At 63.6% G+C, this 15,622-nt stretch carries 13 protein-coding genes and 2 pseudogenes; 10 read left to right on the plus strand and 5 right to left on the minus strand.

The window, feature by feature from the left end:
- Positions 1-27 precede the first annotated feature (27 nt).
- Genes BRAD285_RS28265 through BRAD285_RS28285 form a run of 5 tightly spaced genes read left to right on the plus strand, consistent with a single transcriptional unit; the run spans position 28 to position 6,228 of the window.
- Positions 28-1,803 (plus strand): thiamine pyrophosphate-requiring protein, encoded by a 1,776-nt coding sequence (locus BRAD285_RS28265; protein ID WP_006611566.1) that lies wholly within the window; start codon positions 28-30, stop codon positions 1,801-1,803.
- A complete protein-coding gene (locus BRAD285_RS28270; RefSeq protein ID WP_006611565.1) occupies positions 1,803-2,909 on the plus strand; it encodes an enolase C-terminal domain-like protein in 1,107 nt (368 codons plus the stop codon). Before BRAD285_RS28265 ends, BRAD285_RS28270 begins: the two co-directional genes overlap by 1 nt.
- Positions 2,906-3,880: a hypothetical protein gene (locus tag BRAD285_RS28275; protein WP_006611564.1), complete on the plus strand. Its 975-nt coding sequence runs from the start codon at positions 2,906-2,908 to the stop codon at positions 3,878-3,880. The genes BRAD285_RS28270 and BRAD285_RS28275 overlap by 4 nt, the downstream gene beginning before the upstream one ends.
- Entirely contained in the window at positions 3,873-4,541 is a 669-nt protein-coding gene (locus BRAD285_RS28280; RefSeq protein ID WP_006611563.1) for a gluconate 2-dehydrogenase subunit 3 family protein, read from the plus strand. Before BRAD285_RS28275 ends, BRAD285_RS28280 begins: the two co-directional genes overlap by 8 nt.
- Positions 4,531-6,228 carry a GMC family oxidoreductase gene (locus BRAD285_RS28285; protein ID WP_006611562.1) on the plus strand — a complete coding sequence of 566 codons (1,698 nt, stop codon included), beginning with the start codon at positions 4,531-4,533 and terminating at the stop codon, positions 6,226-6,228. The genes BRAD285_RS28280 and BRAD285_RS28285 overlap by 11 nt, the downstream gene beginning before the upstream one ends.
- Positions 6,229-6,881: 653 nt before the next feature.
- On the opposite strand, the pseudogene BRAD285_RS36375 reads toward BRAD285_RS28285, so the two are convergent.
- The 3 genes and pseudogenes from BRAD285_RS36375 to BRAD285_RS28305 form a co-directional block, all read right to left on the minus strand.
- A pseudogene (locus BRAD285_RS36375) lies at positions 6,882-7,934 on the minus strand (recombinase family protein); the annotation flags it as partial.
- A gap of 17 nt (positions 7,935-7,951) precedes the next feature.
- A complete protein-coding gene (locus BRAD285_RS28295; protein ID WP_006611560.1) occupies positions 7,952-8,194 on the minus strand; it encodes a hypothetical protein in 243 nt (80 codons plus the stop codon).
- 473 nt (positions 8,195-8,667) lie between these two features.
- Positions 8,668-9,204, minus strand: coding sequence for a hypothetical protein (locus BRAD285_RS28305; protein ID WP_139020611.1), 537 nt, complete (start codon positions 9,202-9,204; stop codon positions 8,668-8,670).
- A 408-nt stretch (positions 9,205-9,612) separates the two neighbouring features.
- On the opposite strand from BRAD285_RS28305, the gene BRAD285_RS36700 reads away from it, so the two are divergent.
- The 5 genes from BRAD285_RS36700 (at position 9,613) to BRAD285_RS28330 (ending at position 14,822) form a co-directional block, all read left to right on the plus strand.
- Positions 9,613-10,488: an isochorismatase family protein gene (locus tag BRAD285_RS36700; RefSeq protein ID WP_006611558.1), complete on the plus strand. Its 876-nt coding sequence runs from the start codon at positions 9,613-9,615 to the stop codon at positions 10,486-10,488.
- A gap of 264 nt (positions 10,489-10,752) precedes the next feature.
- Complete coding sequence (locus tag BRAD285_RS28315) at positions 10,753-11,628, plus strand: tyrosine-type recombinase/integrase (protein WP_006611557.1); 876 nt, start codon at positions 10,753-10,755, stop codon at positions 11,626-11,628.
- Positions 11,629-11,640: 12 nt separating this feature from the next.
- The gene (locus BRAD285_RS28320) at positions 11,641-12,840 is read left to right on the plus strand and encodes an IS91 family transposase (RefSeq protein WP_006611556.1); all 1,200 of its coding nucleotides are present in this window, start codon (positions 11,641-11,643) and stop codon (positions 12,838-12,840) included.
- 758 nt (positions 12,841-13,598) lie between these two features.
- Complete coding sequence (locus tag BRAD285_RS35520; RefSeq protein ID WP_006611555.1) at positions 13,599-13,787, plus strand: hypothetical protein; 189 nt, start codon at positions 13,599-13,601, stop codon at positions 13,785-13,787.
- Between the two features lie 684 nt (positions 13,788-14,471).
- Complete coding sequence (locus BRAD285_RS28330; protein ID WP_035646049.1) at positions 14,472-14,822, plus strand: hypothetical protein; 351 nt, start codon at positions 14,472-14,474, stop codon at positions 14,820-14,822.
- A 119-nt stretch (positions 14,823-14,941) separates the two neighbouring features.
- On the opposite strand, the gene BRAD285_RS35525 is transcribed toward BRAD285_RS28330, so the two are convergent.
- Positions 14,942-15,106, minus strand: a complete 165-nt coding sequence (locus BRAD285_RS35525) for a hypothetical protein (protein WP_157681697.1) — start codon at positions 15,104-15,106, stop codon at positions 14,942-14,944.
- 325 nt (positions 15,107-15,431) lie between these two features.
- Positions 15,432-15,620, minus strand: a pseudogene (locus BRAD285_RS28335) (helix-turn-helix transcriptional regulator); the annotation flags it as partial.
- Between the last annotated feature and the right edge of the window lie 2 nt (positions 15,621-15,622).

The raw sequence follows: 15,622 nt of genomic DNA on the forward strand, positions 1-15,622 counted from the left end.
CGTCACGCCCGATCGAGGATCACGTCCATGAACGTCAGCGAATTCGTTTGGCACCGCCTGTCCGAATGGGGTCTTCACCGCGTCTATGGATATCCCGGCGACGGTGTCGGCGGACTCGATGTTGCATTGGACAAGGCACAGGACGTCATGAACTACGTCCAGGTCCGGCACGAGGAGATGGCTGCGTTCATGGCATCAGCGCATGCCAAGTTCACCGGCCAAGTTGGGCTGTGCTACGCGACATCGGGACCCGGCGCGATCCATCTGCTCAACGGGCTCTATGACGCCAAGATGGATCACGTCCCCGTGGTCGCGCTGGTCGGCCAGGCCGCGCGAGCCTCGATCGGCGCGAGCTATCAGCAGGAGGTCGACCTCAAGACGCTGTTCAAGGACGTCGCCGAGTATGTGGAACAGGCGACGGTGCCGGAGCAGGTCCGCCATCTCGTCGATCGCGCGGTTCGCATCGCACATACCCGCCGCACTGTCACCTGCATCATCCTGCCAAAGGATCTGCAGGAGATGGACTATGAGGATCCGCCGCTCAAGCACGGCACCACGCACACCGGCCTCGGCTATGCCGCGCCGGCACAGGTTCCGGACAACGCGCAGCTGCGCGCGGCGGCTGAGGTCCTGAACAGCGGCCGCAAGGTCGCCATGCTCATCGGCGCCGGCGCGCTCGACGCAACCGATGAGGTCATCGCCGTGGCGGAGCGGCTGCAGGCCGGCGTCGCCAAAGCGCTGCTCGGCAAGGCTGCGCTACCCGACGATCTGCCGTTCGTGACCGGCTCGATCGGCCTGCTCGGAACCGAGCCGAGCTGGGACATGATGAAGTCGTGCGACACCTTCCTGATGGTTGGCTCGGCATTCCCCTATAGCGAGTTCCTGCCGAAGCCCGGCGACGCGCGCGGCGTGCAGATCGACATCGACGGCACGCGGCTCAGCCTGCGCTATCCGATGGAGGTCAATCTCGTCGGCGACAGCGCGTCGACCTTGCGCGCATTGCTGCCGCTGCTGGAACAGAAGCCGAAGGACAGCTGGCGCAGCGGCATCGAGGACGGTGTCCGCGACTGGTGGAAGAAGTTGGGGCGGCGCGCGATGGACTCCGCCGATCCGCTCAATCCGCAGCGCGTGTTCTGGGAGCTGTCGCCGCGGCTGCCGGACAATGCGATCATCACCGCCGATTCCGGCTCGGCCGCCAATTGGTACGCGCGCGATCTCAAGATGCGGCGCGGCATGAAGGCCTCGCTCTCCGGCGGCCTCGCCTCGCTCGGCGCCGGCACGCCCTACGCGCTGGCCGCCAAGATGGCCTATCCCGAGCGCACGGTGATCGCCTGCATGGGCGACGGCGCGATGCAGATGAACGGGCTGAACGTGATGATCACGATCGGCAAATATTGGCGGGAGTGGAGCAATCCGCGCCTCATCGTGCTCGTGCTCAATAATCGCGATCTCAACCAGGTCACCTGGGAGGAGCGCATCCAGCTCGGCACCGGCAAGACGCTGTCGACGCAGAGCATCCCGGACTTCTCCTATCATCGGTACGCCGAGCTGATCGGCCTCAAGGGCATCTTCGTCGACGATCCCGATCATGTCGGCGCCGCCTGGGACGAGGCGCTGGCGGCAGACCGTCCGGTGATCCTAGAGGCCTACACTGATCCCAACGTGCCGCCGCTGCCGCCGCACATCACGCTGAAGGACGCCAAGAACTTCATCAGCATGATCCCCTCGGAGCCGGAGCTCGGCAGCGTGCTGAAGAACAGCGCGAAGGAGCTCGTCACCAGCATCCTGCCGGGGAAAGATTGATGCGCGCGACCGTTCCAATCGAGAGCGTTGCTGTCAGCGCCTTCGAGATTCCGACAGATCGGCCCGAGGCGGATGGAACGATCAGCTGGACCTCGACGACGATGGTGCTGGTCGAGGTGTTCGCGCGCGGCAAGATCGGCATCGGCTACACCTATGCGCACGCTTGCATCGCCCGGCTGATCTCCGACACCCTGGCGCCGCTGGTCGAAGGCAGCGACGCGCTCTGCCCCGAACAATCCTGGGCCGCGATGCAGCGGGCGATCCGCAATCTCGGCCGGCAAGGCCTGGCGGCGACCGCGATCTCGGCGGTCGACACCGCGCTGTATGATCTCAAGGCGCGATTGCTGGATCTGCCGCTCTGCGCGCTGCTCGGCAGCTTCCGCGAGGAGGTCCCGATCTACGGCAGCGGTGGCTTCACCAGCTATTCGGACGAGGAGCTGCGCCGACAACTGGCCGGATGGGTTTCCGAGCAGCGCTGCGCCTACGTCAAGATGAAGGTCGGCTCCGATCCCGCGCGCGATCCACATCGCGTCGAAGTGGCGCGGCTCGCGATCGGCGATCGTGCGGCATTGTTCGTTGATGCCAACGGCGCCTATACGGCCAAGCAGGCCCTCGGACTGGCGCAGCCTTTCTCGGATCTCGGCGTGAGCTGGTTCGAGGAGCCGGTGTCATCGGATGACCTGCCCGGCCTGCGGCTGGTCCGCGAGCATCTTCATGCAGGGATCGATGTCGCCGCCGGCGAATACAGCTACACGACCGATCAGGTGCGGATGATGCTGCAGGCCGGCGCGGTCGATGTCCAGCAGGCCGACATCACCCGCTGTGGCGGCGTCACCGGCTTCCAACAGATCGCCGCGCTCTGCGATGCGTTCCACACCGATCTCTCCGGCCACTGCGCGCCGTCCCTGCATCTGCACGCCGCCTGCGCCGCGCCGCGGCTGCGCCACCTCGAATGGTTTCACGACCATGTCCGCATCGAACACATGCTGTTCGACGGCGCGCCGCAGCCGAAGGACGGCAAGATCCGTCCCGATCTCGCCCGCCCCGGCCATGGCCTGATCTTCAAGCACGCCGATGCGGCGCGCTACGCCGTGAGTGCAACATGAGCAACGATACCGATTGGCTGGTGGGAGCCGGCCTCGCCCTCTCGGCCATTGCCGCGACGGCGATGTTGCAACCGAGCCCGCCACGCAGGCCCGACCGCAATCCTCCGAGCCTGCCGCAGCGAGCAGGTCCGCATCCGCGCGCCTCGGTCCGCGCCGCGCGCCGGCTCAATCGCGCCGCGGGCATACTGGCGGCCTCGGTGCTGGCCGATAGCAGCGTCGAGCATTATCGGGGCTCATTCAAGAACAGGGCGATGGTCACGCCGCTCGCAGTGTCGGCATTGACGCTCGCGATGAGCGCGCACGGCACGGCTGACCGACGACCCTGGGCGCACCGGCTGCGCGACGGCAGCTACCTGCTCGCCGCCGCCACCGGCCTCGTCGGCACCGGCTTTCACGTCTACAACGTGACCAAGAAGGTCGGCTGCTTCAGCTGGCAGAACCTGTTCTATGGCGCGCCGCTGGGCGCACCGATGGCCATCCTGCTGTCAGGCCTGCTCGGCTTTTGCTCCGAGCGCGTGCGCGATACCAGCCGAGCGAAGCGGCCGCATGTGTTCGGACTACCGGCCGCGCGCACGATCGCGGCCGTCACGGCGGCCGGACTGCTCGGGACCTCAGGCGAAGCCGGGTTGCTGCATTTCCGCGGCGCGTTTCACGACCCGGTCATGGCCGTGCCCGTGACGTTACCGCCGCTCGGCGCCGCGCTGCTGTTCAACGCCGCCGCGCGCGATCCCGATGACGACCAGAACCGCAGGCATCCGCTGACCCGCGCCTGGATGTGGCTGCTGGCGGCAATGGGTTTCATCGGCGTCGGCTTCCACGCCTATGGCGTGTCGCGCAACATGGGCGGCTGGCGCAATTGGAGCCAGAACATCCTGGCCGGTCCGCCGCTGCCGGCGCCGCCGAGCTTCACCGGGCTCGCGCTCGCCGGCCTCGCCGCGCTCGGGCTGATGCGGGAGCATCCCGATGCATGATCGTTCGCACCCACCCGCGATTCCAGATCGCTATCCGAACTACGACGTGCTCGCCAAGCGCAACGGACCGTCGTGGAACAAGAAGACTCGCGACGTGATCGCCGAACGCCTGTCGGTCACGACGACGCCGCAGTTCTTCTCCGCCAGCGAATTCCAGTTGGTCCAAGCGATCGCCGCACGGATCGTTCCTCAGCCGTCCTCACGGCCGCCCATACCGGTGGCCGCGCTCGTCGATCGAAAGCTCCACGCCGATATCGCCGAAGGCTATCGCACCGCCGGAATGCCGCGCCATCGCGAGGCGTGGCGGCGCGGCCTGCGCGCGCTCGAGGCCGAGGCGCTCGCGGCATTTCACCAGCCATTCGCCGAACTCTCGGAGGCGACGCAAGACGAGTTGCTCCAGCGCGCGGAAGCCGGCGAACTCAAGGCGGCCGACTGGGGCGACATGCGCTGCGACGACTTCTTCAAGCGCCGGCTGCTGCACGACATCGTGCTGGCCTACTACGCCCACCCGATAGCGTGGAACGAGATCGGATGGGGCGGCCCCGCCAGCCCGCGCGGCTATGTGCGTCTCGACGTCAACGAGCGCGATCCGTGGGAGCCCGCCGAAGCCGAGCCCGGCCACGAGGCCGACGCCGCAAGGACGAACCGTCATGTCCGATGATCCGCAGACCACGCCGCGCGCAACCGGCGGCCGCGCGCCCGACGTGTTTCGCCCCGGCGGCTGGGTGCCGATGCACAATTATCGCGACGACGAGCCGGTCGACTTCGTCATCGTCGGCTCCGGCGCCGGCGGCGGTACGCTCGCCTGCAAACTTGCGGAATACGGCTTCTCGGTCGTCGCGCTCGATGCCGGTCCCTACTTCCGCCCCCTGGAGGATTTCGCCTCCGACGAGTCCGAGCAGACCAAGCTGTACTGGACCGACGATCGCATCACCGACGGCGCCAATCCGCTGCAGCTCGGCAGCAACAACAGCGGCAAGGCCGTCGGCGGATCGACCGTGCACTTCGCGATGGTGTCGCTGCGCTTCCGGCCAGAATGGTTCAAGTCGCGCACCCTGCTCGGCTACGGCGCCGACTGGCCGATCGACTGGCGCGAGATGTGGAGCTATTACACCGAGGTCGAGCAGGCGCTGACGATATCGGGCCCGATCACCTATCCCTGGGGGCCGAAGCGGCCGCGCTATCCCTACCGCGCGCATCCGCTCAACGCCGCCGCGCGCGTGCTCGCACGGGGATGCGAGGCGCTCGGCATCTCCTGGACCGAGACGCCGCTCGCTACGCTCTCGGCGCCGCGCGGCCTCGCGCACCCTTGCGTCTATCGCGGCTTCTGCGTCGCCGGCTGCTCGACCAACGCCAAGCAGAGCGCGCTGGTCACCTGGATTCCGCGCGCGCTTGCCGCCGGGGCCGAAATCCGCGATCTCGCGATGGTCGGTCGCATCGAGGTCGATGACCGCGACCTCGTGACGGGCGTGCACTACCACCGCAATGGCAGCTGGCACTTCCAGCGCGCCCGCAATGTCGTCGTCGCTGGCTACGCGATCGAGACGCCGCGGCTGCTGTTGAACTCGGCCACCGACCGCCATCGCGACGGCCTCGCCAACAGCTCCGGCCTCGTCGGCAAGAACCTGATGACGCAATCCAACCAGGCGGTGTGGGGGCTGATGGACGACGAGATCCGCTCCTACAAGGGGCCGCCCTCGCTCGCCATCACCGAGCACTGGAACTACGAGGACAAGGACAAGGACTTCTTCGGCGGCTATGCCTATATGAGCCAGGGCCCGCTGCCGCAGCTCTGGGCCAACACGCTGGCGCAGGCGCGCGGGCTGTGGGGCGCGCGTCTCGTCGAAGAGATGACCAACTATAATCATGTCGCCGGCCTCAAGATCGTCGGCGAGATGCTGCCGCAGGAGCGCAACCGCGTCACCCTGGCCGACGAGGTCGATCAATACGGCCTGCGCATTCCCCGCGTGACCTATTCCTGGTGCGACAACGACCGGCGGCTGATCGATCACTCGCTCGCCTTCATGACGCGCGCTCTGCAGGCGGCCGGTGCGAGGGACATCTGGAGCCAGGAGGACGACACTTGCCACCTCAATGGCACTGCGAGAATGGGCAATGATCCGCGGAGCAGCGTCGTCGATGCCGACTGTCGCAGCTGGGACATCCCCAATCTGTGGATCTGCGACGGCTCGGTGTTTCCAACCGTCGGCGGCGTCAATCCATCTCTGACCATCCAGGCCATCGCCTGCCGGACGGCAGACCGCATTCGTGCGATGGCACGGCGCGGCGAGTTGGCGCGACCGGCCAGACGCGGATCACAGACGAGCGCAACCAGCCAACTCGCATGAGCCGGAAAGAAGACGTGAAAACGAAAACGCCCGCAGCCGAGGCTGCGGGCGTTCCGGTATCTTTGGTTGCGGGGACCTGCAGCCACTGCCGGCATAACAAGAATACTTCTTTGATTTTCCTGGGTATTCGAGAATTCAAGGATACCCATCAACTCGCCGCGTAGCTCGGCATGGACCTCGCCACGTTTCTTGCCGGGAGTGAGTACGATCTCGCCGATGAGCGAGCGCAGTGCCTCGGCGGCCTCGCGCCCGCCATCCGGATCGGCGAGCGCCTCGGTGAACCGACCGACGTTCTTGCGATAGACATTGGCGATGTTGGGATGCATGTCGGGAATGTCGGCGGGAGCCTCTGACAGGCGCTGTGTGATCTCCGCCTTCTGCCGTTCAAGCTCGTCGATCCGCGCCTTCATCGACGGCTGGTAGAGGCCGTCCTCGATCGCTGCCATGATGCCGGCAACGGCCCGCTCGATCTTCTGAAGCGCACGGTGGTCTGTTTCCGCCCGTGCCCGCCGGTCGTGGTTGAGGCGGTTCATCTCCTCGGCATAGGCACGCACCGCTTCTGCGACCGCCTTGGAGGAGACGAGGCGATCCTTCAGTCCCGCCAACACCCGCGCCTCGATCTTCTCGCGCATGATGGTGCGGTTGTTGGCGCAATTCCCGCGACGATGATGGTTGAGGCAGCCATAACGATTCGGCGTCAGGATGCCGATCTTGCCGCGGCAGCAGCCACAGGTGAGAAGGCCGGAAAGGAGGGAGACGGGCCGGTTGGCGAGGTGCAGCCGCTTGGCCCTGCCCTCCCGCGTATTGGCCGGGTTGGGGCCAAAGAGTGCCGAGATTTGCTGCTGCCGCGCCCGCGCGGCCTGCCACAGTTCATCGTCCACGATCTTGAGATGCGGCACCTCGGTCCTGATCCACTGACTTTCCGGGTTCGGCCGTGACACGCGCTTGCCGGTCGCCGGATCCTTGACGAAACGCTGCCTGTTCCAGACCAGGACTCCGGCATAAAGTTCATTGTTGAGGATGCCGGTGCCGCGGGAGACGTGGCCTCGGATGCTGGTGTCGCCCCAGGCCCGGCCGAGCGGACCGGAAATGCGGTCCTTGTTCAGTTCGACCGCGATGGCCTTCGGGCTTTTGCCGGCGGCAAAGGCGCGGAAAATGCGTCGGACGATCCTGGCCTCCTCCACGATGATTTCGCGATCGCCCCGGATCGGCTCACCGTTGGCGTCGAGCTTCTTCACGACGTTGTAGCCGTAGCAGAGGCCGCCGCCGGCTTTGCCCTTCTCCACTCGGCCGCGCAAACCGCGATGGGTCTTCAGGGCAAGATCCTTGAGGAACAGGGCATTCATCGTGCCCTTGAGGCCAACGTGAAGCTCGCTGATCTCGCCTTCGGCGAGGGTCACTATGGAGACGCCCGCGAAGCGCAGATGCTTGAACAGCGTGGCGACATCCGCCTGGTCACGAGAAATTCGGTCCAGCGCCTCGCCCAACACGACATCGAACAGACCGCGTTGCGCATCCTGCAACAACAACTGGATGCCGGGCCGCAGGATCATGCTCGCGCCCGAAATGGCGGCGTCGTGATAGGTGCTCGTGACCTTCCATCGCTCGCGCTTGGCGTGCTCTCGGCAGAGGCGGAACTGATCCTCGATCGAGCTTTCGCTCTGATTGTCGGACGAGTAGCGGGCGTAAAGCGCAACGCGGGGCATGACGGTCTCCGTTCTGTCTAATCCTTGCCGGCCTCGTCCTCCACATCGTTCGTGGCTTGAGGCCCGTTATCATTGGCGGCGCTGAGCGCCGCGAACTGTTTCCGTGCAATCCGGCGCCCGATAAGCCGGGCAATGGTCAACGTCACCTGCTCCAGCTGTCGCCGCGTCTTGTTATCCGCCTTACTCGTTCCATCCTCCGGACCCTGATTGTCGTTGGCCGGTCTGATGTCGTCCAGCTCCAGTTCTGTATCATCTGCCATGCCGTCGCTCGCCCGAATGGTGAAGTCAAACGAGCATCAAGCGGCGACGAATTCAGGAAGAGAAGACCAAAAATCCTGCCATCGCACGGGAGCGCGCAGATACTTGCGAACGGCCGTTTTGGCGTAGGTTGCGAAGCATCACGCAGCCTGCAAAGCCCTCTGCACTGCCTTCGGAGCGAGCTCGATCGCGAGAAGATAAACGCGTGTCGGCCCTTCCGGCTGTCGCGACCTTGCTCCGAATGGCATAGCGTATTGAGCGCTGAATCCGAAGCGAGCTGCGAACTCTTTCTGCGTCACGTCTAAGCGCACCCGGGTCGCCTTCACGCCGATTCTTCGGCCTTTTGTGGAGCTGAGATGTGGCACGATGGTCGTAGGCCGGAGATATCCGTTCGCACCGCTTTCGTCTGGCGGCGCCTTAGCGGTTCGACCAGGACTTCGTTTCCACATCCCGCTCGCAGGAAGGCGCGCAATCGCTATCGAGGATCAACACCACTATTCGGAATAGCGAGACCAACGGCCGCGCAAATCGCGCGTTCAGTTGAGAGCAGCAGCAACCGGTAGCCATCCTCCTCGTAGAGAGGGTACTGGCGAGCTTCGTAACACTCGCGCACATACTTTAACGCCGCGGCCGCTCCTTTGAGGCTTCCCGGCACGATGCCGGCGAGCTGACGCGAGGCCTTCATCTCAGCCCGGCCGAGTGCGCCTTCAGCCTCGCAGAGGCCACTTAACTTGGCCTCCAGCTCGGCCCGCCTGCTGCAGGGCGCACGGCGCAGCTCGCGCTCGGCAGCATCCTGCTCCGCGAGCAGGCGCCCCAGTTCCTCAAAGGCTCGGCGGTGGCCCTCGATAGCATCAAGGACCGGGTCGGGCGCGGTCGAAACGCCAACGCTTTCAGCCCGCGAGGGCGTGATGACCCCGGCCAGGATGGCGGCGCCGCCGGTGACGAACTGCCGGCGCCGAACGGCAGGAAAGATTGAACGACTCGTGGTATAGGCAGAATCAGCCTGAGACATGGCACTCTCCATGTTGAGGGTTAGGCTCGTGCAGGTGTCTTCAGCACCTGTGCGGGCCGCTTGCCTGGCCTGTAGCGGCCAGTGCCGCGAATCGAATCACGGTCGATTCGTTACGTCAATGGATATCCGGTTTTCCCCTACGGCCAGGCGTGTACCCATAAACCTTGCGGCGTGATGCGACCAAAGAAACGTCTGCTTTGTCCCTATAGCGACCGACTTCGCGCAGATGCGCAATATGTCGCGATGGGTCGATCGCGACGGCTTTGCCCGATCTCTGGCAGGTCCGGTCTACTCCCTCAGATCCTCCATGCAGGCCATAGGCGGATTTCGTCGCGATCGGCCATAAGCTGACAACTAGCCTGTCTCCTGTTACACGTCGTTCGACGATCATCATAAGGGCTATCGCTTGTGGATACTCTCATCGTAGTCGACATGCAGGTTGGGCTATTGCGAGGCCCCGCCAAGCATAATCTGCAGGGTGTGATCGAGCACATCAATCTGCTGTCGAAGAAGGTGCGGGACGATGGAGGCCAGATAATCTGGATTAGGCATTGCGGTAATGCAGGCGACGTCTTTGAACCGGGCGGGCCCGGCTGGGAGTTCCTTCCAGACCTAATCCGAAGTGATGCCGATCTCGTCGTCGATAAGACGTTGAACGACCCATACGTCGGGACGTCTCTCGCCAGCCTCTTGGCTCACATCTGTCCAAACCGCGTGGTTGTCACAGGATGGGCGACGGACCTTTGCGTCGATGCGACTGTCCGTTCAACGGTCTCTCATGGTTACGACGTGATCGCAGTCAGTGACGGTCACACGCTCAGTGACCGACCTCACTTGCCTGCGACGGTCGTCATTGCGCATCACAACTGGCTTTGGGGAGAGCTGATTACCAATCGATCCATCCGCGTCATACCAACCAGCGAACTAATGGCTGCGGTTTTTGATTCTAACGCTATTCAAGGAAAATTGCGCAAGTCGTGGTCGCTGGCGACCTCCAGCAAATGGACCATGCAAAATCCGGCAGCCGGACAGTGCAATGTCACTTCGCTACTCGTCCATGAACTATTTGGGGGTGAATTACTAAGAACTCCCCTTGTGCAAGGAGATCACTTTTACAATCGAATTGGAGGGGTACGATACGATTTCACTGAATGCCAGTTCGATCAACCAATCCCGTACTCGGACATCCCCGCTGATCGGGCCGAGGCGGAGAGAGGCGCAACGAGCACGCAGCTTGCAGCGCTCCGGGCGGCCTTCACGCTCCAGACCATCGCGTCGAATTAAGCTCCGGGGCTATGCCGCCCGAACCACTTGCCACTTCCGCTCTGGGTCGAAGCCGCCTAGTCCTTCGAGGGTAGCCAACGCCCGGTTGCACCCAGATAGCAGACGTCGTAAGCGCCGGCCAGAAGGTCCGAGATGGGGCAAAGGACTAAACCGCTCGCGCGGTAGGGCACGACAGCCGGCGGCACGGCTGAGGGGATAGCGCAACGAGGCGTCCTGTCTTGAGATGAGGGGTTCGCAACCTTCACCCAAGACAGGAGCATCCTCATGACCGACGAGGCAATGAGCCCGTTGCGCCGGCGCATGATCGAAGACATGACGATCCGCAAGTTCGCGCCCAAGACCCAACATGACTACGTGCAGCGGGTCAAGGACTTCGCAGCCTTCCTCGGGCGATCGCCGGATCTGGCCAGCTTCGAGGACGTGCGCCGCTATCAGTTCCATCTGACATCGAGCGGCGTCGGCGTGCCAACGCTCAATCAGAGCGTCTCGACCTTGCGGTTCTTCTTCAAGGTCACGCTACGGCGTCACGAGATCGTCGAGCACACCCATTTTATCCACGAGCCGCGCAAGCTGCCGGTGGTGCTGAGCGTGGAGGAAGTGGCACGGCTGCTCGATGCGGTCCCCGGGCTCAAATACAAGGCGGCGCTCAGCGTGGCCTGCGGCGCCGGCCTTCGCGCCAACGAGGTCGTCTCGCTCAAGATATCTGATATCGACAGCAAGCGCATGATCATCCGCGTCGAACAAGGCAAAGGCGGCAAGGATCGCAACGTCATGCTGTCGCCGAGCCTGCTCGACCTGCTGCGCGCCTGGTGGAAGGCGGCGCGTCCCCAGGGATGGCTGTTTCCGGGTCGCGATCCGGCGCAGCCGATGACCACGCGCCAGCTCAATCGTGCTTGTCATGCCGCCGCTCAGATTGGCGAGATAAACAAGCGCGTCTCGCTGCATACCTTGAGGCACAGCTTCGCCACCCATCTGCTGGAGCAGAACGTCGACGTGCGCGTGATCCAGGTGCTGCTCGGTCACGCCAAGCTCGATACGACGGCGCTCTATACCCGGGTCGCCACCAAGACGATCAGCGAAGTCATGAGCCCGTTGGAGCACGTCGCGATCAAGCTGAAGGAGGCACGGCCGCCCGGCTGACGCGGGGCCGGCGTGTCTCGTCCGGCTCTGGAGGTTGCGGATATTTTTCGCGACCATGGTCCGGCATGGCGTCAGGCCCATGCCGGCCATGTCAGCCTCGACCAGTTGAAGGTGATGTCGGCGATCGAGAGTTGCCGCACGGCAGCTCTCGGCGGCCATGTCGCGCGCTGCGAGGACTGTGCCTATACGTCTATCGCCTACAACTCATGCCGCAACCGGCACTGCCCGAAGTGCCAGGGCGCCGCGGCGAAGCGGTGGCTCGCCGACCGCGAGGCAGAGCTGCTGCCGGTGCCGTATTATCACGTCGTGTTCACGCTGCCGGCGCGGATCGCCGACATCGGCTATCACAACAGAGCTGCCGTCTACGATCTCCTGTTCAAGGTCTCGGCCGAGGCGATGCTGACGATCGCCGCAGACCCGAAGCATCTCGGCGCCAGGATCGGCATCACGTCCGTGCTGCACACCTGGGGCTCGGCCATGACCCATCACCCGCATGTGCACATGATCGTGCCGGGCGGCGGCATCTCGCCGGACGGCCAGCGCTGGGTGTCCTGCCGGCCGGGCTTCTTCCTGCCGGTGCGCGTGCTCTCACGCCTGTTCCGGCGGCTATTCCTGGAGCGTCTTGCCGCCCTCCACAAGGCGGGGCGCCTGAGCTTCTTCGGCAACGACGTCCATCTCGCCGATGGGCCATCATTCGCCGCATTTATTGCGGCAGCAAGCAAGACGGAATGGGTCGTCTATGCCAAGCGTCCGTTCGGCGGCCCCGAGGCCGTGCTGGCTTATCTGTCGCGCTATACCCACCGCGTCGCCGTCGCCAACAGCCGCCTGGTCGCCTTCGACCGGCACGGCGTCACCTTCAGGTGGAAGGATTACCGCGTCGAGGGCCGAGACCGTCAAAAGCGGATGACGCTCGCGACAGACGAGTTCATTCGCCGCTTCCTCATCCACGTGCTGCCAAAGGGCCTCCACCGCATCCGCCACTACGGCCTGCTGGCGCGAGGCGCCTGCGCCGAGAACGTCGCACACGCGCGCGAACTGCTCACCATCAGGGATCGTGAGGATCAGCCGACCGAAACCACCGTCGACACGGCCAAGCCGCCATGTCCATGCTGCGGCGGCCGTATGATCGTCATCGAGATCTTCGATCGAGGCGCGACACCTCGCCATCAACCGAGCGCGCCAACCAGCGCCATCAGGATCGACACGTCATGACCGAACAACCGCCATTCTGCAAAGCTGCTTGCAGCGCCCGCCGCTCATCGACTGGCCACGGCAGAATGCACCCCGACTTTCCTCTGTCGTCGCCGATCGGCCGACGTTTGAACGCGTTCAGGGCCGTCCACCGCTCATTCATCGGTCACGTCGTCGTCGCGCAGCTCGCCGCATCGGTTCGAACTCCATCAGCCAGCTCGCCTGCAGCACTCAAATCCCCATAGAGCCTGCCGCACCAGTCCTGCCTACCATGCGCGGTTTCCTCCCTTGGAGGCTTTCGGACGCCGGCCGCCCGAGTATGCCGCCCCGTCAATCATGCGGCCGGCATCCGAAACCCTTCACACAAGCCGACATGCTTTCACAGCCGAAGGTTGGCTCACTTTTCCCGCTATGCTGCAGCGAGCTCTGGCTGAGCGGTTCAGCAATTCGGTGCCTTCTGCAAGCGCGCTGTAGCGGTTGGCGGGTGCGCGAAACTGCCGAAAGACAAAGGCATCGCCTGTCGCGTTCGCGAGGCTCTCGAATTAGCCGGCAATTTGCGATATTGGTCGGGATGTCAACATAAGCGCCTAACAGGCCGCCCCCGCGCGGTTCTCCGGACGAGAGACAGGCGGCGCCTGACACCTGAGGCCGCTCGCGCCAAAGTATGGTGCCTAGTCACAGGCTGCTGCTAGTTCCTCAAGTAGACGGTCTCGATGTTCGATTTGAAGAGATTGAGAGGCCTCGAAATTAGCTAAGAGCCGCTCTGCTTCGAGACTGTCGTGACCGCGTCGCTTGAACTCGTCGATGATTTCAATCTGACGAGCGATATGCCGGTCTCCCTGAGAGACGTGCTGTTCCGCGAGAGCAAGATGCTCTTCTATAAGCCGACGCTCCATCATCGCACCGTCACCTTGTCCCGAAGCGAACCATCGCAAACATATTGGGACCGCCGGAAAGGAAACAGTTGACGTGGATCAATTCTTAAAAGGTCAGTTCGGCTGATCCAGTTCCTTGCCCTCCTTGCAGAGGGATTCTTGCGTCTTCCTACCCAAGAAAATGTCCGGCTTTGACCCCTTGAGCAGCTCACGTGATTGTCGCACCGACTGCCGAGCTTCCTTGATCATGTTTTGGATATACAATTTAAATGCTTGATTGCGCCTCACCGGCATGGTGCGTTCCTAACGCCATATGCAGGCGGGAGCGCTATCGGTCTCTCAGCCACTAGCGCCCACGGGAAACCCTTGGCCAGTGATGTTGGATTAACGAGCTATCCGGGATTAGGTTCAAGACGGGGGCTGCCGCTGACTTTCCTGATACTCAGCGCGGGCGCGATACTCCTCGGCAATTTCAAGCAGCGCGTCTCTCGTCCGGCCCTCTGCTCCCAAGGCCGCTTGTATTCGTGCGGTGCGTTCGGGTTGTCGAAGGTCACTTTCCATCGCAGCCAATTAGCAGGCGCCGCTGGTTCGCGCATGAGCGGCTAATCGGGGCCAATTCGTCGAAATAATCAGTGCCGCCCGGCACCGGACGCTCAGGTCGGCTATGGGCGAGCAGCGGACGTCAGGAGACCAAAAGAAGGGGACGACAAAAATTTGCGGCGCACCCGAAGAAGCCAAACCTGCTACACTCGCCCAGTTGAAGAGGAAAACTCTACGATGGCTTGGGCAAATTGGATTTCGGCGGGCGGCAACGTCATAGAGATCATTGGATTCGCCATTCTCGCGAAGGAACTCTGGGGCACGAATACCTCGGCTATAATCGAAAATGAAGAACTGCGAGCAATGCCGTCAGATTTCGAAACCATCTCGATCTACGACGGCGAAGGCGGCGGTCCGAAAGGCGGCTTCATAGGAGGCGGAAGAATCGAAAACCTGATCTCGAACCTAAATCGTCGCCAGCGAGAGCTCACTCAGAGCAAGAGGCTCATCCTCTATGACTTGGCGTGGACATGCGCCGGTATCGTTCTGCAGACGGTGGGTTCGATCGGCCAAGCGCTCAACCCCTAGGCCTAGTACCCCCTTTTCTTGGAATGTGAGTCGCAATTCGACGTCTGGCCTATGCCCGAAGCAGCAGAAAACCACTTCCGATGGATAGGCGCCGTGTCACTTAGCTATGATCCGGGGTACTAGAGAAGGTCTGCGCCGACGTGGTCGTCGAAATCGCTCTCGCGCCGGTCGTATTCCCCGAGCGTGTCGACCTTCACATGGCGCGTTTGCTTCATGATCTTCAGCGCGTCGACGCCCCTCTCGATCTCGGCCTTGAGAGGCCGCTCGACGTCGTGTCCGATCAACTCCGGGACACGCGCCCAGTTCGCCTCGGACCACGCCCCGCGCTTGCCGCGGGACTGCTCGTCCCTCCGGTGCTGCGTTGAAGCTGGGCATTCCGGCAATCGGCATGGGCCCTCCTTGGCACGAGTTGGCAAAAGGGGGAATCCGCTTGTCATAGCGCGGGGAGGCGCTTGTCAGTCTAGGGTCCGGGAAGGGCTGGAAGGGGACGCTGCTGACTTGATCGAAGATTCAGCTTCGGGTCAGATGTCGCCTTTCGGTCCTGCCGTGCACTACTTCCGGTTGGCCCCCGGAGCGGACATCGCCCGTGCAGGCGACGGACAGGCATGTCGGACGCCACGCCGCGGGATCGGCGATCCAGCGGTTGATGTCGGATTCCCGCCAGCCTGCGCCGTTGACGCTGATCCTGAGTTGGGCTGGGAATGTGCCTTCGCGGATCTTGCGGTAGATGGTGGATCGGGACAGGCCGGTACGGGCAAGAACGGTTTTCAGGCGGACGATCCGGTCTGGTTCGCGCATGG

It is taken from the genome of Bradyrhizobium sp. ORS 285 (assembly GCF_900176205.1).
Classification (GTDB): domain Bacteria; phylum Pseudomonadota; class Alphaproteobacteria; order Rhizobiales; family Xanthobacteraceae; genus Bradyrhizobium.

Bases quoted from the DNA above. Each gene is read 5' to 3' on its own strand.
- BRAD285_RS28270 (WP_006611565.1), top strand. From the start codon at position 1,803: ATGCGCGCGACCGTTCCAATCGAGAGCGTTGCTGTCAGCGCCTTCGAG.
- BRAD285_RS28295 (WP_006611560.1), bottom strand. From the start codon at position 8,194: ATGGCAGATGATACAGAACTGGAGCTGGACGACATCAGACCGGCCAAC.
- BRAD285_RS28305 (WP_139020611.1), bottom strand. From the start codon at position 9,204: ATGTCTCAGGCTGATTCTGCCTATACCACGAGTCGTTCAATCTTTCCT.
- BRAD285_RS28330 (WP_035646049.1), top strand. From the start codon at position 14,472: ATGGCTTGGGCAAATTGGATTTCGGCGGGCGGCAACGTCATAGAGATC.
- BRAD285_RS28285 (WP_006611562.1), top strand. From the start codon at position 4,531: ATGTCCGATGATCCGCAGACCACGCCGCGCGCAACCGGCGGCCGCGCG.
- BRAD285_RS28315 (WP_006611557.1), top strand. From the start codon at position 10,753: ATGACCGACGAGGCAATGAGCCCGTTGCGCCGGCGCATGATCGAAGAC.
- BRAD285_RS28275 (WP_006611564.1), top strand. From the start codon at position 2,906: ATGAGCAACGATACCGATTGGCTGGTGGGAGCCGGCCTCGCCCTCTCG.
- BRAD285_RS28265 (WP_006611566.1), top strand. From the start codon at position 28: ATGAACGTCAGCGAATTCGTTTGGCACCGCCTGTCCGAATGGGGTCTT.
- BRAD285_RS28280 (WP_006611563.1), top strand. From the start codon at position 3,873: ATGCATGATCGTTCGCACCCACCCGCGATTCCAGATCGCTATCCGAAC.